Below are 23537 nucleotides of genomic sequence, written 5' to 3' on the forward strand. Positions count from 1 at the left end.
GGCCCAGGCGGAAGAGCCGGTCGTGGAGCCGGAGGAGCCGGAAGCGGCCCAGGCGGAAGAGCCGGTCGTGGAGCCGGAGGAGCCGGAAGCGGCCCAGGCGAACGAACCGGAAGCGGCGGCACAAGAAACGGAACCCCTGCCCAGGGAAACGGACGAACCGTTGAGAGAAAACGGGGCGGTGCTTCGTCTGGAAGGGTGGTTGCAAGGGGTGCGCGGCGGCTGTGCCGTCGGGCGTTCGGAGGCCCCCGAAGGGGAGGGGATGGTGCGGGCGTCGTCGGATGAGCGTGCGGATGTCGCGCCCATCCGGGATCCGCGGGTGGAACGGATCGCCTCGTGTCTGGAGGCGTGGCAGGCACGGCTGGCAGCATGAATACCTTGGTGAAAAAACGCTTCCTGGTGCTCAACGGTCCCAATCTGAACATGCTGGGGTTGCGGGAGCCGGGAATCTACGGTTCCCTGACCCTGGCGGACATCGAGCGCGCCTGTCGCGGAAAAGCCGCGAGTCTGGGAGTCGAAATCGATTTTTTCCAGTCCAACCACGAGGGCGAACTGGTGGAGCGCATTCAGGCCGCGCTGAATGTCGTCGATTGGATCATCATCAATCCGGCGGCGTATACCCACACCTCGGTGGCGATTCGCGATGCCCTGCTCGCCGTGAACATTCCGGTGATCGAGGTGCATCTGAGCAACATCCACCGCCGGGAACCCTTCCGGCATCACTCCTACGTGAGCGACATCGCCGAAGGGGTGATCGCGGGATTGGGGGCGGATGGTTATCTGTTTGCCCTGGATGCCGGGGCTGGACGCCTTGCCGCGCGCGCGGCGCATGGAAACCCTTAGTTGAGGAAGGTCATATGGCTTTTGATCTGAGAGACATTCGACAATTCATCCGCTTTCTGTCCGACACGGACGTGGCCGAAGTGGAGATCAAGGAGGAGGGGCGTTCGCTGCGCATCACCCGCGCCACCGCCCAGACGGCGCCCGTCATGCCGCAACCGCTTGCGCCGCCCCCGATGAGCCGACCGGTGCCGATGGCGGTGCCGGCGGTCGCCCTGCCGCCGCCGTCCCCCTTCATGCCCTCCTCTTCCCAGGACGACGGCAAGGAGACCACGGTGGCCATCACCGCGCCGATGGTGGGCACCTTCTACAAATCCGCCTCGCCCGAATCCGCCCCCTTCGTGAAACTGGGCGATGTGGTGAAAAAGGGTCAGGTGGTGTGCATCATCGAAGCCATGAAACTCATGAACGAGATCGAATCCGAGGTGAATGGCCGGGTGGTGAGCATCATCAAGGAGAACGCCACTCCGGTCGAATACGGGGAAGAGATGTTTCTGGTCGAGCCGAGCTGACCCATGCCCATGTTCAACAAAATCCTGATCGCCAATCGCGGCGAAATCGCCCTGCGGGTTCATCGTGCCTGCAAGGAGCTTGGCATCCAGACCGTGGCGGTCCACTCCTCCGCGGATGCCGAGGCCATGCATGTGAAACTGGCCGACGAATCGGTCTGCATCGGTCCGCCCCCCTCGCAGGACTCCTATCTCAACGTGGCGGCGATCATGGCCGCCGCCGAGATCACCGATACCCAGGCGATCCATCCGGGTTACGGCTTTCTCTCCGAGAACGCCGCCTTCGCGGAGATCATCCAGGCTTCGGGGCTCACCTTCATCGGTCCGGAACCAGAGGTGATCCGGCTGCTCGGCGACAAGGTGCGCGCCCGTCAGGCGATGATCGAGTCCGGCGTTCCGGTGGTGCAGGGCTCCTCCTCGGCGATTCCCAACGAGGAGACCGCGGTCAAGGTGGCTCGTGAGATCGGCTTTCCGGTGATCATCAAGGCCGCCGGCGGCGGGGGTGGTCGCGGCATGAAGGTGGTCCACACCGAGGCCGCCCTGATCAACAGCTACACCGTGGCCCGCACCGAGGCGCAGCAGTTCTTCAAGAACGACGAGGTTTACATCGAGAAGTTCCTGAAAAACCCGCGCCATGTCGAGATCCAGATCCTGGCCGACAAACATGGCCACGCGATCCATCTCGGCGAACGCGACTGCTCGTTGCAGCGCCGCCATCAAAAACTCCTCGAAGAGTCCCCCTCGCCGATGGTCACCCCGGAGGAGCGCGAACATCTCGGGCGTCTGGCCACCAAGGCTGCCCTGGCGGTGGGCTACACCGGGGCCGGCACCTTCGAGTTCCTGCAATCCGAGGGGAAATACCACTTCATCGAGGTCAACACCCGCATCCAGGTCGAACACCCGGTCACCGAGTACGTCACCGGTCTGGATCTGGTCAAGGAGCAGATCCGTGTCGCCGCCGGGCTGCCTTTGGCCATCACCCAGGAGCAGGTCCGTTTCACCGGCCACGCCATCGAGTGTCGCATCAACGCCGAGGATCCGGAACGGTTCATCCCATCCCCTGGCCTGATCACCGAATACCACCCGCCGGGTGGTGGTGGGGTGCGGGTGGACTCGGCGGCCTACTCCGGCTATCGGATCCCGCCCTACTACGACTCCCTGATCGCCAAGCTGGTGGTGCACGGTTCGGATCGCACCGAGGCGGTGGCGCGCATGCGCCGCGCCCTGGATGAGTATGTGATCGGCGGGGTCAAGACCACCTTGCCGTTGCATCAGCGCATCCTGCGCGACAGCGCCTTCGTGCGCGGTCGTTATGATCTGAATTTTTTGAGCCGCTTTCTCAAGCGGGATGGCTGATCGGTCAGGGGAGGGGGTGCGCGATGAAGGCATTGGATCACATGACCGTCATGCTGGATGCCGAACAGATCCAGCAGGCGGTCGCCGACATGGCCGAACGGATCAACCGCGAGGTGATCGCTTCCGTGGCGACCGACCGGGAACCGGTGATGGTGGTGGTGCTCAAGGGGGCGTTCCTGTTTGCCAGCGACCTGCTGCGTCACCTCTCCAGACCCATTCCGGTGGTTTTCGCCCACACCCGCTCCCAGGAGGAGCGCATCGTCATGACCGTCGAGGATCAGGAGTTCTTGCGCGGGCGTGACCTGATCCTGGTGGATATCCTCCTGGACAGCGGCGACAGCCTGAAGCGGTTGCACCGCTGGTTGACCGATGCGTGTCAACCAGCCTCGATCCGCGTTGCCGTGTTGCTGCACAAGACCGTGCTCGATCCCGAACCCTTGCCGCTGGATTTTCTCGGTTACGAGGTGCCCGACCTGCGACTGGTCGGTTATGGCATGGATGAGCATCAACGGTTCCGCGGTCTTCCTTGCGTCTACACCTGGTGGAAGCCGACCCCCGATCTGGTCTGAGCGGGATGTCGCATGGTTGCAACGTCGTTCCCATGGCGGATGGATTGAGGCCAACATGCGGAAAAAGCATCTTTTTTCTGTGATGGTCGTCTTTTTGCTCCACACCGTGCCGTATCCCGCCGCGTATGCCGAGACGAAACTCGATTTCTGGATGGCCCGGTTTGGCGCCGAGCTGGGCATTGCCGAGTCTCAATTGGCCCTGGGCGAGATGTACCGCAAGGGCGAAGTGGTTCGTTTCAATTTGGAATTGGCGCGCGATTGGTTCCAGAAGGCCGCGGAGCAGGGGCTTCCGGAAGCGCAGAGCAAACTGGCCTTGATGTATGAACAGGGCGTGGGTGGACGCCGCGCCATTGGCAAGAATGCCGTGCAGGCCTATGCCTTTTACAATCTGGCGGCCCTGAATGGCGACGAGACCGCAGCGGCCAAGCGCGATGCGATCGGGCGAAAATTGAAACCCGAGCAGATCCAGAAGGCTCAGGAGTTGACCCGGCAGTGGGCCAACAAGTTTCCCGGCATGAACGAGATCCCCGAGTGACCTGAAGGCCCCGCGTGACTGGGGGCGGTGATCGCCGCGTGGTTGGCGCTCGCCGGCCCGGTCACGCGCCGCCGGCCCGTCACGAAGCCCGTCTCTTTTTCCGGTGGTTGAACACCAGATAGAGCAGCGGAATCAGAAACAGCGTCAACAGGGTGGAGAAACCCAGTCCCCACACGATCGACGTGGCCACCGGTCCCCACAGCAGGGATTTCCCACCCAGTCCCATGGCCAGGGAGAGCAGTCCGACGATGGTGGTGATGGTGGTGATGAGGATCGGCACCACGCGGCGTCGGGCGGCATAGATCATGGCGTGCAGGGGGCCCATCCCCTCGCGGCGGCGGTCGTTGGCCGCGGCGATCAGCACGATGGCCGCGTTCACCGCGATCCCCGAAAGGGCCACCACCCCGTAGAGGGTGTAGAGACTTAGCGGATGGCCGGTGATCAGCAAGCCGCACACCACCCCGACAAAGGCCAGGATCACGGTGGTCAGGATCAACAGCGGCTGGAAGTAGCTGTTGAACTGGGTGCCGAGGATCAGATACAGCAGGCCGAATCCCATCAAGAACAGCCACGCGATGGCATCCATCGACTCCTGGATGTCGTCCAGGATGCCGGAGAAGTCGAGATCCACGCCGGGAAAGCGGGCGTGGAGCCTGGCCCACTCCTTCTTGAGGTGATGGTTCGCGGTGACCACATCCATGCGGGTGCGGTCGAGTTCCGCCTCGATGGTGATGGCGCGGCGGAAATTGTAGTGGTGGATGGTATCCACCCCCTGACGGGTTTCGTGGCGGGTGAGGGTGTCGAGGGTGGTCGAGGTGCCGTTGGGCAGGGCGACCGGCAGGTTGAGGATCTCCTCGACCCCGTGCGGTCTGGTGGGCTTGGCCATCACCCGCACCTTGACCTGCTCCCCCTGGTGCTGGAAAGAGGCGGCGATCTCGCCATCGGCCAACAGACGGGTCAAACGCGCCACCAGCGCGGCATCCACCCCGGCGCGGCGCAGGGCGTCGGCATCCGGACGCAGCACCAGTTCGTGGCTGCCGAAGGCGAAGTTGTCGGTGATGTCGCTCACCTCCGGCATGTCGGCCAGGATCTTCTTGATCGCGGCGCTCGCCTCGCGCAGTTGGGTGTAGTCATCGCCGCGCACCTTGACGCTGATCGGCTTGGTGACCGGCGGTCCGCCCGACATGGGCAGAAAGGTGATGTTGTCCGGTCCCGGCGTGGCCAGGACCGAGGCGCGCATGCCGTCGATGATCTCGCGCACCGAGCGGCGCTTTTGGGCGTCGGGTGTCAGGCTCACCAGGATCTGTCCGAAACGGTCGCCGAAAAAGGGTTCGGTATCGGTCATCATCTGCCCGGCGTAGGGGACCACGGTGCGGGTCTCCTCGGGTTTGAGTCCGGCGCGCACCCGTCGTTCGGCCTCCAGGGTGGTGGCCATGGTCCTCTCCAGCGAGGAGCCGGCGGGCATCTTGAGGTTGACGTAGAAGAGCGGCATGGGATCCATGGCGAAGAAATCGACCCGGATCATGCCGGATGCCACCACGCCGATCGAGAGGGCCAGGCCCAGGAAGGCGGTTCCCATGGAGAGTTTGGGGCGGCGCAGCACGGGAATCAACAGCCGCACGTAGAGGATGCGGATGCGGTGCATGAGGCGGGCGCGCCACAGCTCCATGCGGGTGGGCGGACGGTCGTGTTTCCAGTTCATGGCCGCCACATGGGCGGGGAGCATCCAGAAAGCCTCGACCAGACTGAGGACCATCGCCAGGGAGACCACCATGGGGATGATCTTCATGAACTTGCCGAGGATGCCGGGCAGGAGCATCAGGGGCAGGAAGGCGGCCATGGTGGTGAGCGACGAGGAGGCGACCGGGATCCAGACTTCGCGGAGCCCCTCGATGGCGGCATCCATGACGCGGAGCCCTTTGGCCAGGCGCAGGGAGATCGACTCCACCACCACCACGGCGTCATCGACCAGCATGCCCAGGGCGATCACCACCCCGAGGAGCGCCATGACGTTCATGGTCTGGCCGAGGGCATGCAGGATGATGAAGGTGCCGGACAGGGCGAAGGGGATGCCGAGGCTCACCAGCAGCGAGATGCGCAGACCGAGAAAGAGCCAGGTGGACAGGAAAACCAGGATCAGCCCCATGAGGGCGTTGCTCTCCATGATGGAGAGGGCATTCTTGACCATGGCGGTCTGATCGTCGGCGAGCAGGGTCTGGACGCCGGTTTGGTCTTTCAGCGTCTGGCGACTTTCCAGGTACGCCTTGATGTGGTTGGTCAGATCGAGGGAGTTGACCCCGGGCCGTTTGGTGACGGAGAGGAAAATCGCCGGCTTGCCCTGATAGCGCACCATGCGGTCGGCCTTCTTGCGATCCCGGACCACCTCGGCGAGACGGTTGAGCTGCAACTCCCCCTCGCGGCCCGTGACCGGCCAGGTGGCCAGTTCTGCGGGATCCGGGGTGGTTCCCTGATAGCGCAGCATGCGATTGCCTTCGCCCATGGCCACGGCCCCGCCGGCCAGATCCCGGAAGCGCGCGGTGATGGTGCCGGCCAGCTGGGTGGGGTCCACGCCGAGCAGGGCCAGATGGAACGGATCGAAGCGCACCTGGAGTTCCGGGTCGCGCAGCCCGAGGGGCATCACCTGATCGACCCCCGGAATCCGCTCCAGATCCTTTTGGACCCGGCGCGCCTGCTGGCGCAGGGTTTCGTCATCGGCTTCGCCGGTGACCACGGCCATGACCGTGGGCCAGCCGTTGGCGCTGGTGATCTCCAGGATCACCGGATCCTCGGCCTCGGTGGGGAGTTCCCGTTGTTTGTGGTTGATTTCGCGGCGCAGATCGGTGACCCGTTTGTCGAAGGTGTGGTCATCCATCTCCTGGAAGCGGATCAGGATGCTGGAGGTGGCATCGCTGCTGCTCGACATGACGAAGCGGATGTCCGGAATCTTTTGCAGCGCCTCTTCCAGGGGGTCGGTGACCAGTTTTTCCACATCCTCGGCAGAGGCCCCCGGCAGGATGGTGACGAGGCTGATCCAGTTGAAGCTCATGTCCGGATCCTGTTGCCGGGGCAGCTGGCCGTAGGCGAGCAGTCCGAGCACCAGCACCAGGACGAAGGCGACATTGGCCAGGACGTGATTGCCGAGAAAGGTGCGCATCATGGGTGAGGGGGCTCATGGGTTGCAAGGGTGTCGGATCGTGGTCGGGCCACGCGCGTCAACTGGGGTATGGGGGCCGGGTTCAGGGTGGTGCCGGAACGGGCTGGATCGCCGCGCCGTGGGTGAGGGATTCGCGTCCGGAGATCACCACCGTCCCTTCCGGGAGGGGATCGAGCAGGGCCGGATGGCCTTCCAGGGCGTGGGGAAGCGGCTGGAACGCCGCCTTGTCCCCCTGGGCGAGAAAGAATCCCAGGGTGGCGTCGCGGCGTACCAGCAGCCAGGGTGGAAAATGGTGTCTGGCATCCGACCAGACCAGGCGACCGGCGGCGCCGGGCACCGGTCGATCACCCGTGAAGAGCAGACGGGCCTCCCTGGCGCGGCTGGCGGGATCGGCCACCGGCACCACCACGCGCAGCTTCACCGGATAGTCGCGCCCTTCGTGGGAGAAGTGCCAGGATGGGGCGCGGGTCAGGCTGTCGATGCGTCCGGAGGCGATGGTCGCGGAGAGTTCCACCTGACGATGGTCCACCAGTTGCGCCAACGGCGTGCCGAGAGCGGCATCCATCCCCACTCTGGCCTGACGCTGCACGACCACCCCGTCGAAGGGAGCCTTGACCAGACACTTTTCGGCGCGGGTGCGCGCATCCTCCATGGAGACCTCCACGGCACGCGCCTGGGCGGCCAGCTCCTTGACCTCGCTTTCGCTCTGCTCCACCCGTTCTTCGGAGGCCTGTTTCTGCGCGTGCAACTGCCGGGCCCGTTCGGCGCGTTTGCGGGCGGTCTCCAGACGGGCGCGCAGCCCATCCAGTTCAGCCGCGGCGCGACGTTCCGCCAGCCGGTAGGCCCAGGGATCCAGACGCACCACCAGATCGCCGCTCTTGACCGTATCGCCCACCTGTACCGGCAGTTCGACGACGGTCGCGCCAACCTGGGCGGTGATCAAGCCATCCAGCAGTGCGCGCGCTTCGGCGGGCGCCTCCTCGCGGGGGTGGATCAGCACCGCTTCCAGGGGTTTGGTGGTGACCTGGAGCGGTTCGTCGGCCTGGGAGGAGAGTGGCAGACAGAACAGGATGAACAACCAACCCGGCAGTGGGCGTTTCATGACTCGAGCATCCTCGTTTTCGTGAAGCGGGCGATTTCAAGCGTGGCATCCGGCAGTTTAGGAGGTTATGCCGAGCGGATCAATACCTGGTTTATTGATAATTGTTCACCATGGACTGTTGCGTTTTTTTCGCGTTTGTGCCATAAAAAGTGGTGTTTGTTCGCATTCTTGCAAGCAATGGCTAGCATATAATGACTTTGCGTTTCCTATGTAATGGCTTGCTTGCAAACTTGCGTAATGGGGGGAGAGCCCCCGCACCCCGACCATGGACCGCCCTGGCGGGAGTTCCACGGTAACTTAAAACAGCTTCGGTTGAGGGTGGGGTCGTCAAACGTGGGAGGGGGACGCTTCGGATCCGGTGCGCGTCTGATGGGGGGCATGATCGTTTGTGGTCTGCTGGCCGGTTGCGCCAGTACCCCGCCCGCGCCGCGTCCGCTCAAGAAAGTCAACGACGCCTGCGCCATTTTCGAGGATCGGAACGGGTGGTACGACGAAACCCGCAAAGTGGCGAAAAAATGGGGCGCGCCGATTCATGTGCAGCTGGCGATCATCCATCAGGAGTCCGGATTTCGCCACAATGCCCGTCCACCCCGTTCCAAACTCTTCTGGTTCGTGCCGGGTGGCCAGTCCACGGCCTTCGGCTATGCCCAGGCCCTGGATTCGACCTGGGAGAACTACAAGAAAAATACCGGTGCCCGCAACGCGAATCGGGACAACTTCGCCGATGCCGTGGATTTCGTCGGCTGGTACGTGGATCAAAGCCATCGCAAGTGCGGCATCGCCAAGGATGACGTTCGCGCCCAGTATCTGGCCTATCACGAGGGGCAGCAGGGCTACAACCGGCGCACCTTCGCGAGCAAGGGGTGGCTTCTGGATACCGCGCGCCGCGTCGAGAAGAACGCCGAGAAGTATCGCCAGCAGCTGCTGCGTTGCCGACCGGAAGCGGAGTCGAAGGGCAAGGGTGGGTGGTTCTTCTGATGTCTTGTGTTGTCTTGCCAGGGAAATGATCGGCATGCACACGCCAGGGCGGAGGGGAATCGAGGGCGGCCTGGTGGGAGCGGGAAGGACGAAAACAAAAAACGAGCCGGCCAGGATCAGGGTCTCAGAGGGGGGAGACGCGAACCGGGCCGGCTCGCGACAACGCTGGGTGACAAAGTCGCCTGGCGCCATCTGATCAGAATGGATGAGCGAAATACGTTTCTCCGATTGCATTCGCTCATACCATGAATGATCGTACGATCGGTATCCAGGGTAAATTTATTTTCGGAATCTGTCGTATTCACGACGGACAGGAAGGGTAAACCCATGCATGATTTGGTTCGGTTCGATCTGAATCTCCTGGTGGCCTTCGATGTGTTGATGACCGAGCGGGGAGTGACGCGCGCGGGACGACGTTTGGGCATCACACAGGCCGCCATGAGCAATACGTTGCGACGCTTGCGCGACATCTTCGATGATCCGCTGTTCGTCAAGATCGGACTGCGCATGGAGCCGACGGCACGCGCCCTGGAACTGGCCGGACCGGTGGAGCGGGCACTCAAGGAGGTGCGGCAGGCGTTGAATCAGGAGCGGTTCGATCCGATTCACGCGCAGCACCTGTTCCGTATCGGCATGGTGGATTATGCCTCGGTTCTGTTGTTGGCTCCGTTGGTGGAGTTGTTGCGCAAGAAGGCTCCGGGCGTGGCCCTGGAGTTGGTGGATATCGGTGGCGAGGACGAGCGCACGGTGTTGGAAAGCGGCGCGGCGGATCTGGTGTTCAGCCGTTTCCAGTGGGTTCCGCCGAATATCCTGCTGCATCGGGTGTTCCAGATGCAGTTCGTCTGCATCTTCCGTCAGGATCATCCGTTGATTCCGGATGGCAAGCTGACCCTGGAGTCGTTCTTGGCCGCGGATCATATCCATTTCTATCCGCGTGGCATGACCAGCACCGTGGTGGACGAGGCCCTGGCCAACATGGGACGGTCGCGGAGCATCAAGGCGCGGCTCTACTCGCTGGGGAACATCCCCTTCATGGTGGCGCAGAGCGACCTGATCGCGGTGTTGCCGGACCGGGTGGCCAAACGCGTCGCCAAGCCCCTCCATTTGCGCGTCGCGCCGGTTCCGGTGAGCACCCCGGCGTTGCGCATGGCCATCGCCTGGCATCCGCGCACCGAAAAGAGTCCGCCCAACATCTGGTTGCGCGAGCAGGTCAAGTCGATTCTGGAGTTGCCCGAAGAGGGGTGATCCGCCTGTTTTCGAATGGATCAAGATCGGGGGAACCGGGACGGCGTTCGTCACGTTCCCCCGATCCCGCCTTGCCGGGGGCGTCCGCCCCCCTCACACCCCATACGGCGCTTCGGTGCGCAGACGGCTGTCAACGATCGGGCGTCCCAGGGTGAAGTGATACAGACTCTGGAAACGGGCCGAGCGCAATCCGATGGTCTGGTGAAACCAATCGTCCAGAAAACAGCCAAGGCCCGTGCCGCGCATGCCGGCGGCCTCGGCCTCCAGATAGAGGGTCTGTCCCACCATCCCGGCCTCCTGGTAGAGCTGTCGATAGAGCCAGGGTTCGGATGACAACCCTTCCGGAAATTCCCCGAGCATTCCCAACGTCAACACCCCGTCCGAGGCGATCTCCTGCTGGCAGGAGATCCAATAGGCCGTCTCTTCCAGGGGTTCGCTTCGCAACCGGTACAAGGGCAGATGGTCCGGCGCTCCGGTGACCGCTGACCATGCCAACTCCTCCCCGAGCGCGTCCTTGAGCCCATCCAGGCGCTGCGGATCCCGTACCAGGATGTACAATCCGGCCTCGATCCCGCTGACTCGATGGAGCATGCAGACCGGAAAGATCCGGGGTGCCCAGGGGATGGCATCCCAGGGGGCCAGACCGGCACGCGGCAGGGTGGCGTCGAGCAGACGCCACAAGGCCGATGCCGGGAGGGTGGCGGAGGGATCGAACCGTTGTGCGCTGCGTCGTTGCCGGATCAGGGAGGCCGCCCCCTTGGACGCTGCGTCCGCCGGCAAGGGAGTCTCCAGGAGAGGCGTCCAGGGAGGTGGCTCGGGAAGGCGGGGTTGCAGGGTCGCCGCAGCCATGGCTTCGACCCGTGGCCAGTGATGGCCATGGCGGCGGCTCAGACGATTGGGCAGACCGAGCCACGGACCCCGCGCCGCCAGATCGGCCAGGGCAACCACCTCCGCGCCCAGCGGACGCCAGGGTGCGTTGGCCGGTTCGACCAGGAGCAGCCGTTCGGCCTCCTCGGCTTCAGGGGTCGTGCCGTCGTCACCAAAATTCACCCCGCTGGTGAGCGCGCCGAGTAGGCGCGCCACGTCGTGCGTGGCGGGCGCGGTCAGGAGCCGTGCCCGCCAGCCGAGGGTGGCCGCCGCATGTCGGAAGGCGGATATCGCGTGGCCGGTGTCGAGTTGCACGTAGCGAAAGGCCCGATCTCCGTATTTCCACGTCTCGCGCCACGGGATCGAGGTCAGGCCGATGAGCAGGCTTCCCGGCGGGAACCGGGCGTTCCAGTCTGCCCGTTCGTCGCTGGCGATGGCGCGGCGCTGCTCGAGCCGATGGTCGCGGCTGACGTAGTGATAGACCCCGGCCTCGATGCGCGGGGTGCTCCCTTCCGGGGGGAGATCGGGGAGGATCACATACCCCTCGGTGGGGTGAAGGTTGCCGCTGGAGGGGTTGCAGCGCAGCGCCCAGCGGGTCTCTCCGTGGACTTTCCAGGCGGAGAGCCCCAGGGACAGCTCCAACAGGGCAGCCACGGAGGCCAGATGCACTGCGGCCACCGGGATCCGTCCCGGTGGGGCGTAAAGGTCGTCGAAGCTGGGGGTGAGGCGGTCGGCCACGAGGGGAAGCTGGATCCGCGGCGCGCCGGCGTGGGTACGGAACGGATCGGGTTGGTTGGCCCAGTCGAGGTGGCCCGGACCTGGGGCATGGCGGTCCGGCTGGTGCTTGGAGTGGTGGTGATAGGCCAGGACCGTTTCGCCTGGGGTGGCGTCGTCGCTTTTCATGATGCGCACCTCACCCCGGTGCCAGCCAGTCCACAGTAGCCGCGCGGATTCTTGGCCAGGTACTGTTGATGGTATGCCTCGGCGAAATGAAACGGGGGCGCGGGGAGGATTTCGGTGGTGATCGGACCGAATCCGGCCTGGGTGAGCCGGGTTTGGAAGCGATCACGGGAGGCGAGGGCCATCTGGCGTTGTGCGTCGGAGTGGGCATGGATCACGGAACGGTATTGGGTGCCGATGTCGTTGCCCTGACGCATCCCCTGGGTCGGATCGTGGCTCTCCCAGAAGAGGCCCAGGAGCGCCTCGTAGCCGACGCGGGTCGGATCGAAGACGACCAGGACCACCTCGGCATGGCCGGTCAGACCGGTGCAGACCTGGTGGTAGGTGGGATCGGGGGTCTGGCCGCCGGCATAGCCCACGGCGGTGGTGATGACCCCCGGCTGTTGCCAGAAACGTCGTTCCGCGCCCCAGAAGCAGCCCAGGCCGAAGGTGGCCGTTTGAGATCCTTCCGGATAGGGGGGCTCGAGGGGAGTGTTCAGGACGGCATGCAGGGTGGATGCGGGCATGATGACCTCTGACGCGGGAGGAAGGAGTCGTTGCACTGTTTTTTTGACACTCCGCAGCGCGGTTTGGTTCGCGCTTCAGGCGACAGACGCCCCAACATCACCCCGCCAGACAGCCGTCGAGCCGGGCGAGGGCGTCTGCGCGCGACTTTGTTTCCTACCTGTCGCGTAGCGACCAGAAGAGATGATAAAGCGGTGCCAGGGTGGCGAAATCCTCCCGCAGCCGGTCGGCGAATCCGGGACCGAAGTGATCGGCGCCCACCGGTTCCCGGCGCATGAAGTAGAGGGTCTTGCGTTGATACCAGTCGGCCAGTTCCGGGGGGAGTTTCGGGTTGAGGGATTTTTTGTACATCTCGCCCGCCAGGGAGAAACGGGTTTGTCCCCGTGCCGGGGCGGTCGCCTCCAGGAACGCCTCCGGGGTGTCGTCGATCCTGGCGCGTAAATGGTCCATGGTGGCGCGGGAGGCGGCGTAGAACCCCATGCCGTAATGACACTGCTCGATGCCCAGATCGAAGAAGAAGGCCGGGTTCTCCTGCCAGGTTTTGAAAGGGCGCTTGAAGGAGAACCACAGGTTGGTCCGGTAGGGGGATTTGTCGCGGGAGAAGCGGGTATCCCGATGGATGCGGGCTATGGTCTTGCCGACCAAGGGACGGGTTTCGAAATCCGGATCGATGTCGAGCATGGCCGGTCCCAGCTCTCCCACCAGCTCGGCCATGGGGTTCAATACATGCCGATCGAACCTCTCCCGATGTTCGGTGAACCAGGTTTTGGTGTTGTTCTCGCGCAGATCAACGAGAAAACGGAGCGTGTTCGGGGTAAAACCGGTGGTCATGGTGGCGACTCCTTGGTTGCCGGCAGGGGGGGATCGGTATGGTCTTGCCCGAATCGGGAATGCTTGCCGGTCTGGCTCCCTTCGGAACGCCCGATCCCTTCGGCCTGGAGGGCGGTCACCAGGGCGTTGAGACGCACCCCCTCGCGTCGCGCCCGCGTGTAACGTGATGGGGGGAGCCCCCCTCACCTTTGACAACGATGTTGTGTCGGCAGGCGGTCCCATGCTGCCGGGCCACCGTTTGGAGTTGGTCGATGCGTCAATCCAACGGGTTGCGACCCATGGCATCGAGAATTTTCTCCGAGGTGTTCATGGGGCGATAGGTATCAAATGCGGTCTGGATCGGCAAGCGGGCGGTGCTTTGCGTTAACCTGGCCGGTCAAGATGGAAATGAAATCCACTCATGAACCGTCCATACAGGGTCAGTGAGGCCAGCAGCCATGATCGGTGTTCGGGGTTCCCATTTTCCATTCCCATTGGGTATCCTGGCATCCACAGGGTGCAATATTCAAACCTCTGTGTCACGCATCATTCTTTCGATCACGGACGGATGGGAGCGTGGTTAGGTTGATGTGGACACCACCGGCGTTTGAAATCACCGATACCCGTGGCGGTGGTGGGATGGGGCGTGACCGGATGCGCCGTCGCACTGGGCCTGGACTCGGCAGGCGTGGCCGCCGGTGGCCTGGCGGCAGCGGCGTGCCACGGCGTTGACGGCGGCGTTCTTGCTGCGGAAACCATCGCTCCAGACCCAGGCCCCACCGTGTTTCGGCCAGCCGATCGCGGCGCAGGCGTTGGAGAAGCGTCCCACGATCCGACAGCGATGGCCGCAAGCCTGCATCGCCTCGCGGTCCGCCTGACGTTGGGTGGGGAAATTGGTCACCATGGATTCGCGCCGGCCCCGTTCGTCGATGGCGATCGCGCCGGCGGCCAGAAGATCGCCCGAGATCAACAGAAGAACCAACAGAATCAAGCGTTGCGCGATGGATGGGGACATGGGGCTCCTCCTGGCGAATACGGTCGTATCAAGATTGATGGGGACCTCCAGCCGTGAAACGTGCCACGGGTGGGGTACAGGCCAAGCCTGGCGAAAAATGGATCGGGGTGTCTGATCGATCCTATTCGCTCACCACGCTGATCGGAGTCAGTACCGGGGAGAGCGGCTCCACCACCCGCGTCAGGGTGGAAGAAGGAATCTCCGAGGCCATGGCCGGTGGCTCTTCGTCCGATTCGACGGGTTCGGCCTCCAGGGCCGCGGGCGGGTGCTCCTCGACCGGTTCCGACTCCGGTTCCGGCGCGGCGGCGCGGGCGGGGGGCGGGGTGGTGGCGGGTTTGCGGGCCGGACGGGTGGCCGGTTCGACCGCGCGGGTGGCGGGTGGCGGCTCGACGCTCTTGGCGGGCTGACGCGCGGCAACCACCGGTCCCGCCACGCAGGGAGAGCGCCCGGCCTTGCGGCAGTTGGCGGTCAGAACCGTCTGACGCCATTCGCCCAGCGACACGAAACGGTAGTTCTCGCGCTCGGCGGCGGCCAGCACCGCCGGCAGGGCGCGCAGGGTGTTGATGTGCGGGCTGTGGAACAGCAGCACCGCGCCCGGATGGAATTGACGAATCACGTTCTTGGCCATGATCTCCGGGGTGATGCCGGTCCAGTCGCGGGAGTCGATGGTCCAGAGCACGGTCTCCATGCCGTGATCCTTGGCGGCATGCACCAGCCGGTCGTTGAATTCGCCATAGGGGGGGCGAAACAGGGTCAGGGGCACGCCGAGACGGGAGAGGGCCTCTTTGCCCTGGCGGAAATCGCTGCTCAGGTTTTCGGGCGAGAACCAGCTCACCCGTTGGTGGCGGAACGAGTGGTAGCCGATCTCATGCTTGTGCGCATGCACCTCCTTGACCACCTCCGGGAACAGCTTGACCTTGCTCCCGATATAAAAGAAGGCTGCCGGGATTTCGTGTTTCTTGAGGAGCGCGGCGACCTCCAGATCCCGTTCGTCCGGTCCGTCGTCGAAGGTGAGCGCCATGATCCGCTCCTCGGGGAGCGAGAGGGTATCGACGGACATCACCACCTCGCCACCCGGATAGAGAAACCGGGGGGTGAACGAGACGTTGGCGTATTTGACGCCCGCCTTCGACTCCTCACTCTTGCCGTGCGCCACGGAAAGAGGTAGCACGGAGACGATCAGAAACCAAAACAGCGCGAGATTTCGCGTCAGGGCATGGGAATTGGGCATGGTGAACGAGCGAAGGGCCACTATTAGAGTCAGGATGGAGTCGAAGGTGTCAATGAGGCTGTTCGATCCATGCCGAACAGCCGATGCGGGCCAAGGATGGCCAGTCATCGTGCGAAGCACTGGGTGAAGCAAGGGTTGAGAGTTTTTTTCGAATCGTGCGTGTCTGGGTGATTCCGTGGGAGGATTCGGATTGAACCGCACCCGAGACGACTCGAAAAAAGAGCAAACATCATACCGATTCCGGCGATGGATGACAAGCTGTCCTGACCCGTGGGAAGAAGTTGTTTTTTGAGATTTCCAAAAAAATGGATCAGACCAGATCCGAGGCGTGCCAAATGCAAGGAGATGGTTCCCTTGAGGGTCGGAGACGTGCTAATCTATGGAAGGGTGTGAGTCCGAGGCCATGGAATCTCCGGGCTGTCCATTCTTTTCCTCTTTTCTATCATTGCCTTGAGTCTACAGGAATACCACGGTGAACTGTTCCCAATGCCAACTGGACAACCGTCAAGGTGTCAACTATTGCACCCGTTGCGGTTTCCCCATGATCGCCGTCTGTCCCCACTGCCGCGCCCCGCGCGCCCTGGAGGATCACTATTGCGGCGAATGCGGCATCCGTCTGCCAACTCCCTCCACCAATCGCGTGGCAACGCCGACCTCGGCCATGGTTCCGGGTGCGGTTCCCGCCGCCGGTGGCTCCCAGACCACCCCGGTGCCGCTGGAGTCGGAACGCAAGAATGTCACGGTGCTCTTCGCCGACATCTCCGGCTTCACCGCCATGAGCGAAAAGATGGATCCGGAAGAGGTCACCAACATCATGAACGGCTGCATGAAAATGCTCGCCGACATCGTTCACCGCTACGAAGGGTATGTGGACAAGTTCATCGGTGACTGCATCATGGCCATCTTCGGCGCGCCGGTCACCCACGAGAACGATCCGGAACTGGCCCTGCGCGCCGCCCTCGACATGCAAAAGGAGATGGAGGAGTACAATACCCGTCTCCAGGGGCGCATCGAAAACCCCCTCGCCCTGCATACCGGCGTCAACTCCGGCATGGTGATCGCCGGTGGGGTGGGCTCGGACAAGAAAATGGAATACACCGTCATGGGCGACACGGTGAATCTCGCCGCCCGGCTCGAGTCCCTGGCCAAGAACGGTCAAACCTTCGTCTCCGGCTACACCTACAACCTCACCCGCCAGCACTTCGAGTTCATCCGCCACGACCCCATCAAGGTCAAGGGCAAGAAGGATCCGGTGGCCGTCTACGAAGTGGTGCGCGCCAAGAGCCGCCAGGAACAGAGCAACGATACCGGCCAGCCGACCACCCCGCTGGTCGGGCGCGGTCGCGAAATGGAGACCCTGCGCGCCTGCATGGAACGCCATGCCAATGGCCAGGGGTTGGTCACCTTCCTGATCTCCCCGGCGGGCGTGGGCAAGAGCCGCATCCACCAGGAACTGAAAAAACAGTTCCTCAAGGGCGAGCGCATCCAGGTGCTCGAGGGGATCTGCCGCTCCTTCAACCGCGATACCAGCTACGCGGTCTTCATCGAACTGTTCCGCCAGATCTTCGACATCGATTCCGAGGATCTCGAGGAGTCGATGACCAACAAACTGGTCACCAACCTGCCCCTGCTGCTCGGTCTCAAACCCGAGACCCTCTCGGAGGATGCGCGGCGCGCCATGGTGTTCATCGGCGCGGCCATGGGCCTGAAATTGGGGGCCGAGTTCGACGTGCCCCTCGACAAAATGAGCGCCCAGGAGATCAAGATGGGGATCTTCCGCTCGGTGGGCTGGTTCCTCCAGTCCCTGGCCGGGCGCAAGCCCCTCATCCTCACCCTCGAGGATCTCCACCTGGCCGATGCCACCTCCGTGGAGCTGATCGCCTCGTTGTTCGAAAGCGTCAAACAGGCGCCGATCCTGATGCTGCTGCTGATGCGTCCGCAGCCGGAACACCCCTCCAACAAGCTGCCCCTCATCGCCGACAAGGAGCTTGACGACCTCTCCATCGAGATCCAGTTCAAACAACTCACCCCCGCCGAATGCGACGAGTTGACCCGCCGGCTGCTCCACTCCGACGAGGTGCCCGAGTCGGTCCTGCACCTGATCCGCAACCGCGGCGACGGCAATCCGATGTTCATCGAGGAGATCGTGCGCAACCTGGTGGAGGAGGGGATCGTGGAACTGGTCCCCGGCGAGGCGCCGCGCATCATCAAGAATCTCGACGAGGTGACCATCCCCTCCTCGATCCAGGGGATGTTCATCGCCCGCATCGACAAACTCCCGGCAGACCTCAAGGAGGTGCTGCTCACCGCCGCCGTCATCGGGCCGGTGTTCCGTCTGTCCCTGCTCCAGAGGCTGTTCCACAACACCGACCTGGAACCGGGTCTGGCCAAACTGGTGGAGATGGGATTGATCTTCGAGTCCAAATCCTTCCCGGAGATCGAATACAGCTTTCGCAACATCATGATCCAGGAGGCGATCTATTCGATTCCGCTCCACAAGAAACGGCGCGAGCTGCACGCCGCCGTGGCCAACGAGATCGAAACCCTCTACGCCTCGCGTCTCGACGACCACTTCGAGATCCTGGCCCAACACCACCTGCGTGCCGACAACGCCGACCGGGCCTATTTCTATCTGGTCAAGAGCGGCCTGAAGGCCCAGGAGACCTATGCCAACACCGCCGCCCTCGCCGCCCTCGACAAGGCGGTCGAACTGGGTCGCAACCTGCCGAACCCCGCCATTCCGCTCCTGACGACCCTGGTGGCTCTCTCCGAGGTCCAGGAGTTGTGCGGCGAATTCACCCTGGCCATCAAGAGCCGACGCGAGATCATCGCCACCATCGTCGATCCGTTGATCCGCATCGATCACATGCGCCGCATCGGTCGGCTGCACGAGAAACAGGATAACCACCAGCAGGCCATGACCGTCTACGAGGAGGCGCATATCGAACTGGTCGCCTTCCCGGATTCGGTGGAGATGGGGCTGTTGCTGACCAACGAAAGCTGGATCCTGAACCGTCTCGGCCAGCGCGAAGAGGCGGCGGCACGGGCCAAACGTGCCCTGGAGATCTTCGAATCCCACCACGCCAAGGAGCAGATCGCGTTGGTCTGCAACAATCTCGGCGTGATCTTCGAACATCAGGGGGACCTCCAGCAGGCCCTCGAATACAACCAGAAGAGCTTGAAGATCTTCTCCGAACTCGGCGACAAGCGGCAGACCGCCAACCTCTACCTGTCGCTGGGCTTCTTGCAGGAGAAGATCGGCAATCTGGAGGAGGCGCTCAAATTCTTCGATCTCTCCCACGAGATCATGCAGCGCATCGAAAATCCCTTCGGCATGGGTACTGCCCTGATGCGCAAAGGGGCCTGTCTGAACCGTCTCAACCGTCTCACCGAGGCCGAAAAGGCGCTCAAGGAGGCGTTGCGCATCCACCGGCAGCTCAATCTGACCCGCAAGGTGGTCTCCAATCTCTGGACTTTGTGCGAGCTGCATCTGGCCATGGGGGCCCCTTCGAAGGCCCGCAAGCTCATGGAGGAGGCGCGCGCCATCGCCACCGTCAACGACGATACGCCCGATCTGGCGCAGTGCGCCATGATCGAGGCGCGCATCCGCATCCAGGAGCACGGCGAGCCGGAAGAGGCGTTCCAGGAGGCGATCCGGCTCTATCGGCTGTGCGGTCGGCATGCCGTCGCCGAGGCCGCCGAAAAGGAGATGGAACGGCATCGCACCGAGTCGGGTGGTCCGGGGTGAGGCCGGGACGCGAACGTTCCCTTACACGACAGGCATGCAGCAACCACCACGGGGGAGCGGGGATCAACACCCGTTCCCCCGTGTGCGTTTGGTGAAACGCGATTCTGAATTTTTGCCAGGGTGGACGCCGCAGTCCTCCTCGTGTGCGTTTGGTGAAGCGCCATGCGCCCCCTTGGCCCGCTCAGTTCAATCAGGAGTCTCCCACCATGCCGATGCGCTGGAATCCCGAGATCCATCCCGATGAAATCACCCTGGAGGCGTTGTTCCGACAACGCCGCCAGATCATGCGCGCGGCGGCGGGCGTGGGGGTGGGCGCGCTGCTGGGTCTGGACCCCTGGCACGCCCTGGCCGCGGCGGGGAAGGATCTGCCCGACGTGCGTTTCGGCGTGGTGACCACTTCCGACAAAGAGACCCCGTTTCTGTCCGCGACAACGTACAATAATTTCTACGAACTGGGTCTGGGCAAGGAGGATCCGGCCAAATGGGCCGATCATCTGGTGGTCGATCCCTGGAGTGTCACGATTGACGGCGCGGTGGGGCGTCCGGGACGGGTGGCGCTCGACGAGTTGTTGCGACCCCATCCCCTGGAGGAGCGGGTCTACCGTCTGCGCTGCGTGGAGGGGTGGTCGATGGTGATCCCCTGGGTCGGATTTTCGCTGGGCGATCTGTTGAAACGATTCGAACCGGGCGGCTCGGCCCGTTTTGTCGCCTTCGAGACCCTGCACGACCCGGAGCGTCTGCCGGGACAGAGCCGCGACATCCTGGCGTGGCCCTATCGGGAGGGTTTGCGGTTGGACGAGGCGATGCATCCGCTGACCATTCTGGCGGTCGGCATGTACGGCAAGGGGCTGCCCAATCAGAACGGCGCGCCGTTGCGCCTGGTGGTGCCGTGGAAATACGGCTTCAAGAGCATCAAGTCGATCGTGCGCATCACCCTCACCGAGGAGCAGCCGGTCACCTCCTGGAACGCCCATGCGCCTGAGGAGTATGGCTTTTATGCCAATGTCAACCCGGCGGTGCCGCATCCGCGTTGGGATCAGAGCAAGGAGCGGCGCATCGGCACGCTGTGGCGACAGGATACCCTGATGTTCAACGGCTACGGCGAGCAGGTGGCCAGGCTGTACGAGGGGATGGATCTGACACGGAATTTTTGACCACGGAACGGTTGACGGGAAGGGTTTGGATGGTCTCGAGGTCGGTTTTTTCACAGGACGCGTTTCGAGTCTTCTGGTACGGGAGGATTCTGGGCAATGTCGCGACCTTCATGCAGGGTGTGACGATCGCCTGGTTGGTCTACGCGAGCGCGCGCCGTACCCTCGATGAGGCCGAGAGCATGTATCTGGTCGGCTTGCTGGGTCTGGCGCAGTTTCTGCCGATGTTCTTGCTGGCCCTGGTGGCGGGGGCCATGGCAGACCGTCACGACCGGCGCCGGATTCTTCTGGGATGTACTCTGGTGCAGTTGGGGTGCGCGGTGGGGTTTACCGTGGTTTCTGCCCAGTCCGAGGCATCGATCCCGGCGATTTTTCTTCTGGCTGGTCTGTTCGGGGCGGCGCGTGCTTTCGAGATGCCGGCGCGCATGGCGTTGACTCCGGCGTTGATCCCTCGGGAGATCCTGCCGAACGCCATCGCCTGGAACACCTTCGGGGTGCAGGGTGGTATTATTCTGGGTCCGTGGCTGGGCGGGGTGTTGTGTGCGTTTTCGCCCACCCTGGCCTGTTCGACCGCGTTGGGACTTTATCTGCTCTCTTTGGGGGCCATGTTGCGACTGCTTGCCATGGTCATCGACGAGCAACCCCGGAATGGCGACGGATCGCGCCTGGTGATGATCCGCGAGGGGTTGGTTCATTTGCGGGGCAGTCGGGTCGTGTTGGGGGCGATCTCTCTTGATCTGTTCGCGGTGTTGTTGGGTGGGGTCACCGCGTTGTTGCCGGCCTATGCGCGCGATATCCTGGAGATCGGACCCGAGGGGTTGGGAATGTTGCGCACCATGGTGGGTCTGGGTGGCGGCGGGATGACGTTGTGGTTGGCGTGGCATCCGATCCGGCGTCACATCGGGGTGTGGATGTTGGGGGGTGTGGCTGCGTATGGGTTGGCGACGTTGTGGTTTGCCTGTTCGCGGGAGGTGTGGGTGTCGATGTTGGCGTTGATGTGCATCGGTGCGACGGATTCGGTATCGGTATTCGTGCGGCAGAATCTGGTGCAGATTTTGACCCCGGATTCCATGCGCGGGCGGGTGTCGGCGGTTTCAGGTCTTTTTATCAGTGCTTCCAACGAGTTGGGGGAGTTCGAGAGCGGCATGGCGGCCCGGTATCTGGGGGTGGTGGGTTCGGCGGTGTTTGGGGGTGTGGGGGCGTTGGTGGTGACCGGGTTGTGGGCGCGGTTGTTTCCGGAGTTGCGCAAGGTGGATCGGTTGTCGTTGGCGGCGTAGCGGGGGAGGGGATCGGTCCCGGTCATGACGGGAGGTGGGCGTGTTGTTTAGTCGTCACGGGGGGCGGGGGGCGGTTACCGCCCCCGGTGGGATCCAAGGGCAAAGCCCTTGGGACTTTGTTTTTGATTTTGATTGTTTTACTTTCTTTGCCTTGTCCTTTTTCCTTTAATTTTGCCTTTCGCGCGCTTTTCACGATCAGCCCCTTTTCGCGATTTTTGCGAAAAGGGGCGCAGCGCGCGCCGCCTTTACGCCGTGGTTGTTGCCGGTGTTTGGCAACAACCACGGCGTACTTGCCCTAACCGCCATCCCTCGTTGCTACATGACGCGACATGACTACATCCCGCACGCATGGTCGCCAACCCCGTTTGTTCCCCCGACTCACCTGGATGCTCGGCCTGTTGCCGCTGGTGTGGCTGAGCGGACGGTTCCTGGTTGTCGGGCCGGGCGTCAATCCGGTGGAGACGGTGATGCGGTTTTGCGGGGATTGGTCGCTGTGGTGGTTGCTGGCGACTTTGGCGGTGACCCCGGCGCGGCGTCTGCCGGGTTGTGGCGGGGTGATCCGCTGGCGGCGTGCTTTTGGCCTGAGCGCCTTTTTTTATGCCGTGCTCCATCTGGCGGTGTACGCGGTGCTGGACCACGGCCTGGCGTGGGCGCCGATCTGGAAGGATCTGATGAAGCGTCCGTACATCACCTTGGGTTTCGTGGCGTGGGTGCTGCTGGTGCCGTTGGCGATCACCTCGACGCGCGGGTGGATGATCCGGTTGGGACGGTATTGGTCGCGTCTGCACCACCTTATTTACCCGGCATCCCTGCTCGCGGTGGCGCACCATTTTTGGATGGTCAAGGCCGACACCCGGCTGCCTCTCGTCCACGCCGCCCTCCTGGCGCTGCTGTTGGGCTGGCGGCTGGTGGCGCGGGTGCGGGCTTCCGTTTGAGAAGGCGCGACGGCTTTATTTTTGCAGGCCCATGGGTTAAGGTTTGCAGAAAGATTGCACGCGGTTTTTTTTTGGCGGTGGCCGAAAAATCTCCGCAATTCTTCACCAACCAGGTTGAATGTCCAGATGCTGATCGAGTTTACCGTCGCGAATTTTCGTTCGATCCACGATCCGATCGTGCTGGACCTTTCGCCAGTCCGTCAGATCTCGCGACTGAGGGAGAATGCATTTCCATCCGGGCTCACACAGCAGCCGCGCCGTCTGCTGCGCACCGCCGTGGTGTATGGTCCCAACGCCTCGGGCAAAAGCAACCTGATCCGCGCCGCCCATTTCATGCGCCATTTGGTGTTGAATTCCAATCGCAAAGAGGCGGATGCCCCGCTTTTTGAAGAGACTTTCCTGCTTGACCCCCAAGCCAGAACCCAACCCGGTCAATTCGAGATGATCTTTGTGGTCAATCGGGTGCGCTATCAGTATGGCTTCGAGGTGGATCGGCAGAGGGTGGTACAGGAGTGGCTGTATGCCTTTCCGAACGATCAAGCCAGAACGGTCTTCACACGAGCCTATCGGGCCGATGGGGATCGGTTTCATGTCGAGAGCGATGTGGGCATTGGAATCGTGGATGCGGTGCAAGCGCTGCCCGAGGATTGGTTGGCTTTGACCAGACTGGGGCAACAGAAACCAACGCTTTGTCCAGAATTGTGTGTTGGTTCAGCGGGACATGGAGTTTTAGATTATTTCCGTTAGCTACATT

20 protein-coding genes are annotated in these 23537 nt (G+C 63.1%); 13 read left to right on the forward strand and 7 right to left on the reverse strand.

What is annotated here, in order from left to right:
* From ACV4UY_RS09460 to ACV4UY_RS09485, 6 genes are all read left to right on the forward strand, one after another.
* The coding region (locus ACV4UY_RS09460) for a hypothetical protein (RefSeq protein ID WP_491607355.1) at positions 1–370 on the forward strand (370 nt) is incomplete at its 5' end.
* A complete protein-coding gene (aroQ, locus tag ACV4UY_RS09465) occupies positions 367–840 on the forward strand; it encodes a type II 3-dehydroquinate dehydratase (RefSeq protein ID WP_491607356.1) in 474 nt (157 codons plus the stop codon). The genes ACV4UY_RS09460 and aroQ, both read left to right, overlap by 4 nt.
* 14 nt (positions 841–854) lie before the next feature.
* A complete protein-coding gene (accB, locus tag ACV4UY_RS09470; RefSeq protein ID WP_491607357.1) occupies positions 855–1349 on the forward strand; it encodes an acetyl-CoA carboxylase biotin carboxyl carrier protein in 495 nt (164 codons plus the stop codon).
* Positions 1350–1358: 9 nt separating this feature from the next.
* Positions 1359–2702 (forward strand): acetyl-CoA carboxylase biotin carboxylase subunit, encoded by a 1344-nt coding sequence (accC, locus tag ACV4UY_RS09475; RefSeq protein ID WP_491607374.1) that lies wholly within the window; start codon positions 1359–1361, stop codon positions 2700–2702.
* A gap of 23 nt (positions 2703–2725) precedes the next feature.
* On the forward strand, positions 2726–3271 hold the full coding sequence (locus tag ACV4UY_RS09480) for a phosphoribosyltransferase (RefSeq protein ID WP_491607358.1): 546 nt from the start codon (positions 2726–2728) through the stop codon (positions 3269–3271).
* Positions 3272–3326: 55 nt separating this feature from the next.
* Complete coding sequence (locus tag ACV4UY_RS09485; RefSeq protein WP_491607359.1) at positions 3327–3806, forward strand: tetratricopeptide repeat protein; 480 nt, start codon at positions 3327–3329, stop codon at positions 3804–3806.
* A gap of 79 nt (positions 3807–3885) precedes the next feature.
* On the opposite strand, the gene ACV4UY_RS09490 is transcribed toward ACV4UY_RS09485, so the two are convergent.
* Both ACV4UY_RS09490 and ACV4UY_RS09495 read right to left on the reverse strand, forming a co-directional pair.
* Positions 3886–6963: an efflux RND transporter permease subunit gene (locus ACV4UY_RS09490; RefSeq protein ID WP_491607360.1), complete on the reverse strand. Its 3078-nt coding sequence runs from the start codon at positions 6961–6963 to the stop codon at positions 3886–3888.
* A gap of 79 nt (positions 6964–7042) precedes the next feature.
* On the reverse strand, positions 7043–8062 hold the full coding sequence (locus ACV4UY_RS09495) for an efflux RND transporter periplasmic adaptor subunit (protein ID WP_491607361.1): 1020 nt from the start codon (positions 8060–8062) through the stop codon (positions 7043–7045).
* A gap of 378 nt (positions 8063–8440) precedes the next feature.
* Between ACV4UY_RS09495 and ACV4UY_RS09500 the strand changes: the two genes are divergently transcribed.
* Positions 8441–9040: a transglycosylase SLT domain-containing protein gene (locus tag ACV4UY_RS09500; RefSeq protein WP_491607362.1), complete on the forward strand. Its 600-nt coding sequence runs from the start codon at positions 8441–8443 to the stop codon at positions 9038–9040.
* Between the two features lie 327 nt (positions 9041–9367).
* Positions 9368–10285 carry a LysR family transcriptional regulator gene (locus ACV4UY_RS09505; RefSeq protein ID WP_491607363.1) on the forward strand — a complete coding sequence of 306 codons (918 nt, stop codon included), beginning with the start codon at positions 9368–9370 and terminating at the stop codon, positions 10283–10285.
* Between the two features lie 93 nt (positions 10286–10378).
* Here ACV4UY_RS09505 and ACV4UY_RS09510 read toward each other — a convergent pair whose 3' ends face one another.
* The 5 genes from ACV4UY_RS09510 to ACV4UY_RS09530 form a co-directional block, all read right to left on the reverse strand.
* Positions 10379–12055, reverse strand: a complete 1677-nt coding sequence (locus ACV4UY_RS09510) for a nitroreductase (RefSeq protein ID WP_491607364.1) — start codon at positions 12053–12055, stop codon at positions 10379–10381.
* A complete protein-coding gene (gene msrA / locus ACV4UY_RS09515; RefSeq protein ID WP_491607375.1) occupies positions 12052–12621 on the reverse strand; it encodes a peptide-methionine (S)-S-oxide reductase MsrA in 570 nt (189 codons plus the stop codon). Before msrA ends, ACV4UY_RS09510 begins: the two co-directional genes overlap by 4 nt.
* 151 nt (positions 12622–12772) lie before the next feature.
* Entirely contained in the window at positions 12773–13447 is a 675-nt protein-coding gene (locus ACV4UY_RS09520) for a DUF2461 domain-containing protein (RefSeq protein WP_491607365.1), read from the reverse strand.
* Positions 13448–14039: 592 nt separating this feature from the next.
* Entirely contained in the window at positions 14040–14441 is a 402-nt protein-coding gene (locus ACV4UY_RS09525) for a DUF4189 domain-containing protein (protein ID WP_491607366.1), read from the reverse strand.
* 121 nt (positions 14442–14562) lie between these two features.
* A complete protein-coding gene (locus tag ACV4UY_RS09530) occupies positions 14563–15672 on the reverse strand; it encodes a polysaccharide deacetylase family protein (protein ID WP_491607367.1) in 1110 nt (369 codons plus the stop codon).
* A gap of 472 nt (positions 15673–16144) precedes the next feature.
* On the opposite strand from ACV4UY_RS09530, the gene ACV4UY_RS09535 reads away from it, so the two are divergent.
* From ACV4UY_RS09535 to ACV4UY_RS09555, 5 genes are all read left to right on the forward strand, one after another.
* Positions 16145–19420 (forward strand): ATP-binding protein, encoded by a 3276-nt coding sequence (locus tag ACV4UY_RS09535; protein ID WP_491607368.1) that lies wholly within the window; start codon positions 16145–16147, stop codon positions 19418–19420.
* 206 nt (positions 19421–19626) lie between these two features.
* Positions 19627–20574 carry a protein-methionine-sulfoxide reductase catalytic subunit MsrP gene (gene msrP / locus ACV4UY_RS09540; protein WP_491607369.1) on the forward strand — a complete coding sequence of 316 codons (948 nt, stop codon included), beginning with the start codon at positions 19627–19629 and terminating at the stop codon, positions 20572–20574.
* Positions 20575–20603: 29 nt separating this feature from the next.
* Positions 20604–21848 (forward strand): MFS transporter, encoded by a 1245-nt coding sequence (locus ACV4UY_RS09545; RefSeq protein ID WP_491607370.1) that lies wholly within the window; start codon positions 20604–20606, stop codon positions 21846–21848.
* Positions 21849–22177: 329 nt separating this feature from the next.
* On the forward strand, positions 22178–22783 hold the full coding sequence (gene msrQ / locus ACV4UY_RS09550) for a protein-methionine-sulfoxide reductase heme-binding subunit MsrQ (protein WP_491607371.1): 606 nt from the start codon (positions 22178–22180) through the stop codon (positions 22781–22783).
* 126 nt (positions 22784–22909) lie between these two features.
* Positions 22910–23530, forward strand: a complete 621-nt coding sequence (locus ACV4UY_RS09555; RefSeq protein WP_491607372.1) for an AAA family ATPase — start codon at positions 22910–22912, stop codon at positions 23528–23530.
* The last annotated feature ends 7 nt before the right edge of the window (positions 23531–23537 follow it).

Source organism: Candidatus Magnetaquiglobus sp., from assembly GCF_058402785.1.

Excerpts from the sequence above, each read along its gene's own strand:
- aroQ (WP_491607356.1), top strand. The coding sequence starts at position 367 with ATGAATACCTTGGTGAAAAAACGCTTCCTGGTGCTCAACGGTCCCAAT.
- accB (WP_491607357.1), top strand. The coding sequence starts at position 855 with ATGGCTTTTGATCTGAGAGACATTCGACAATTCATCCGCTTTCTGTCC.
- accC (WP_491607374.1), top strand. The coding sequence starts at position 1,359 with ATGTTCAACAAAATCCTGATCGCCAATCGCGGCGAAATCGCCCTGCGG.
- ACV4UY_RS09480 (WP_491607358.1), top strand. The coding sequence starts at position 2,726 with ATGAAGGCATTGGATCACATGACCGTCATGCTGGATGCCGAACAGATC.
- ACV4UY_RS09485 (WP_491607359.1), top strand. The coding sequence starts at position 3,327 with ATGCGGAAAAAGCATCTTTTTTCTGTGATGGTCGTCTTTTTGCTCCAC.
- ACV4UY_RS09490 (WP_491607360.1), bottom strand. The coding sequence starts at position 6,963 with ATGATGCGCACCTTTCTCGGCAATCACGTCCTGGCCAATGTCGCCTTC.
- ACV4UY_RS09495 (WP_491607361.1), bottom strand. The coding sequence starts at position 8,062 with ATGAAACGCCCACTGCCGGGTTGGTTGTTCATCCTGTTCTGTCTGCCA.
- ACV4UY_RS09500 (WP_491607362.1), top strand. The coding sequence starts at position 8,441 with ATGATCGTTTGTGGTCTGCTGGCCGGTTGCGCCAGTACCCCGCCCGCG.
- ACV4UY_RS09505 (WP_491607363.1), top strand. The coding sequence starts at position 9,368 with ATGCATGATTTGGTTCGGTTCGATCTGAATCTCCTGGTGGCCTTCGAT.
- ACV4UY_RS09510 (WP_491607364.1), bottom strand. The coding sequence starts at position 12,055 with ATGAAAAGCGACGACGCCACCCCAGGCGAAACGGTCCTGGCCTATCAC.
- ACV4UY_RS09520 (WP_491607365.1), bottom strand. The coding sequence starts at position 13,447 with ATGACCACCGGTTTTACCCCGAACACGCTCCGTTTTCTCGTTGATCTG.
- ACV4UY_RS09525 (WP_491607366.1), bottom strand. The coding sequence starts at position 14,441 with ATGTCCCCATCCATCGCGCAACGCTTGATTCTGTTGGTTCTTCTGTTG.
- ACV4UY_RS09530 (WP_491607367.1), bottom strand. The coding sequence starts at position 15,672 with ATGCCCAATTCCCATGCCCTGACGCGAAATCTCGCGCTGTTTTGGTTT.
- msrP (WP_491607369.1), top strand. The coding sequence starts at position 19,627 with ATGCCGATGCGCTGGAATCCCGAGATCCATCCCGATGAAATCACCCTG.
- ACV4UY_RS09545 (WP_491607370.1), top strand. The coding sequence starts at position 20,604 with ATGGTCTCGAGGTCGGTTTTTTCACAGGACGCGTTTCGAGTCTTCTGG.
- msrQ (WP_491607371.1), top strand. The coding sequence starts at position 22,178 with ATGACTACATCCCGCACGCATGGTCGCCAACCCCGTTTGTTCCCCCGA.
- ACV4UY_RS09555 (WP_491607372.1), top strand. The coding sequence starts at position 22,910 with ATGCTGATCGAGTTTACCGTCGCGAATTTTCGTTCGATCCACGATCCG.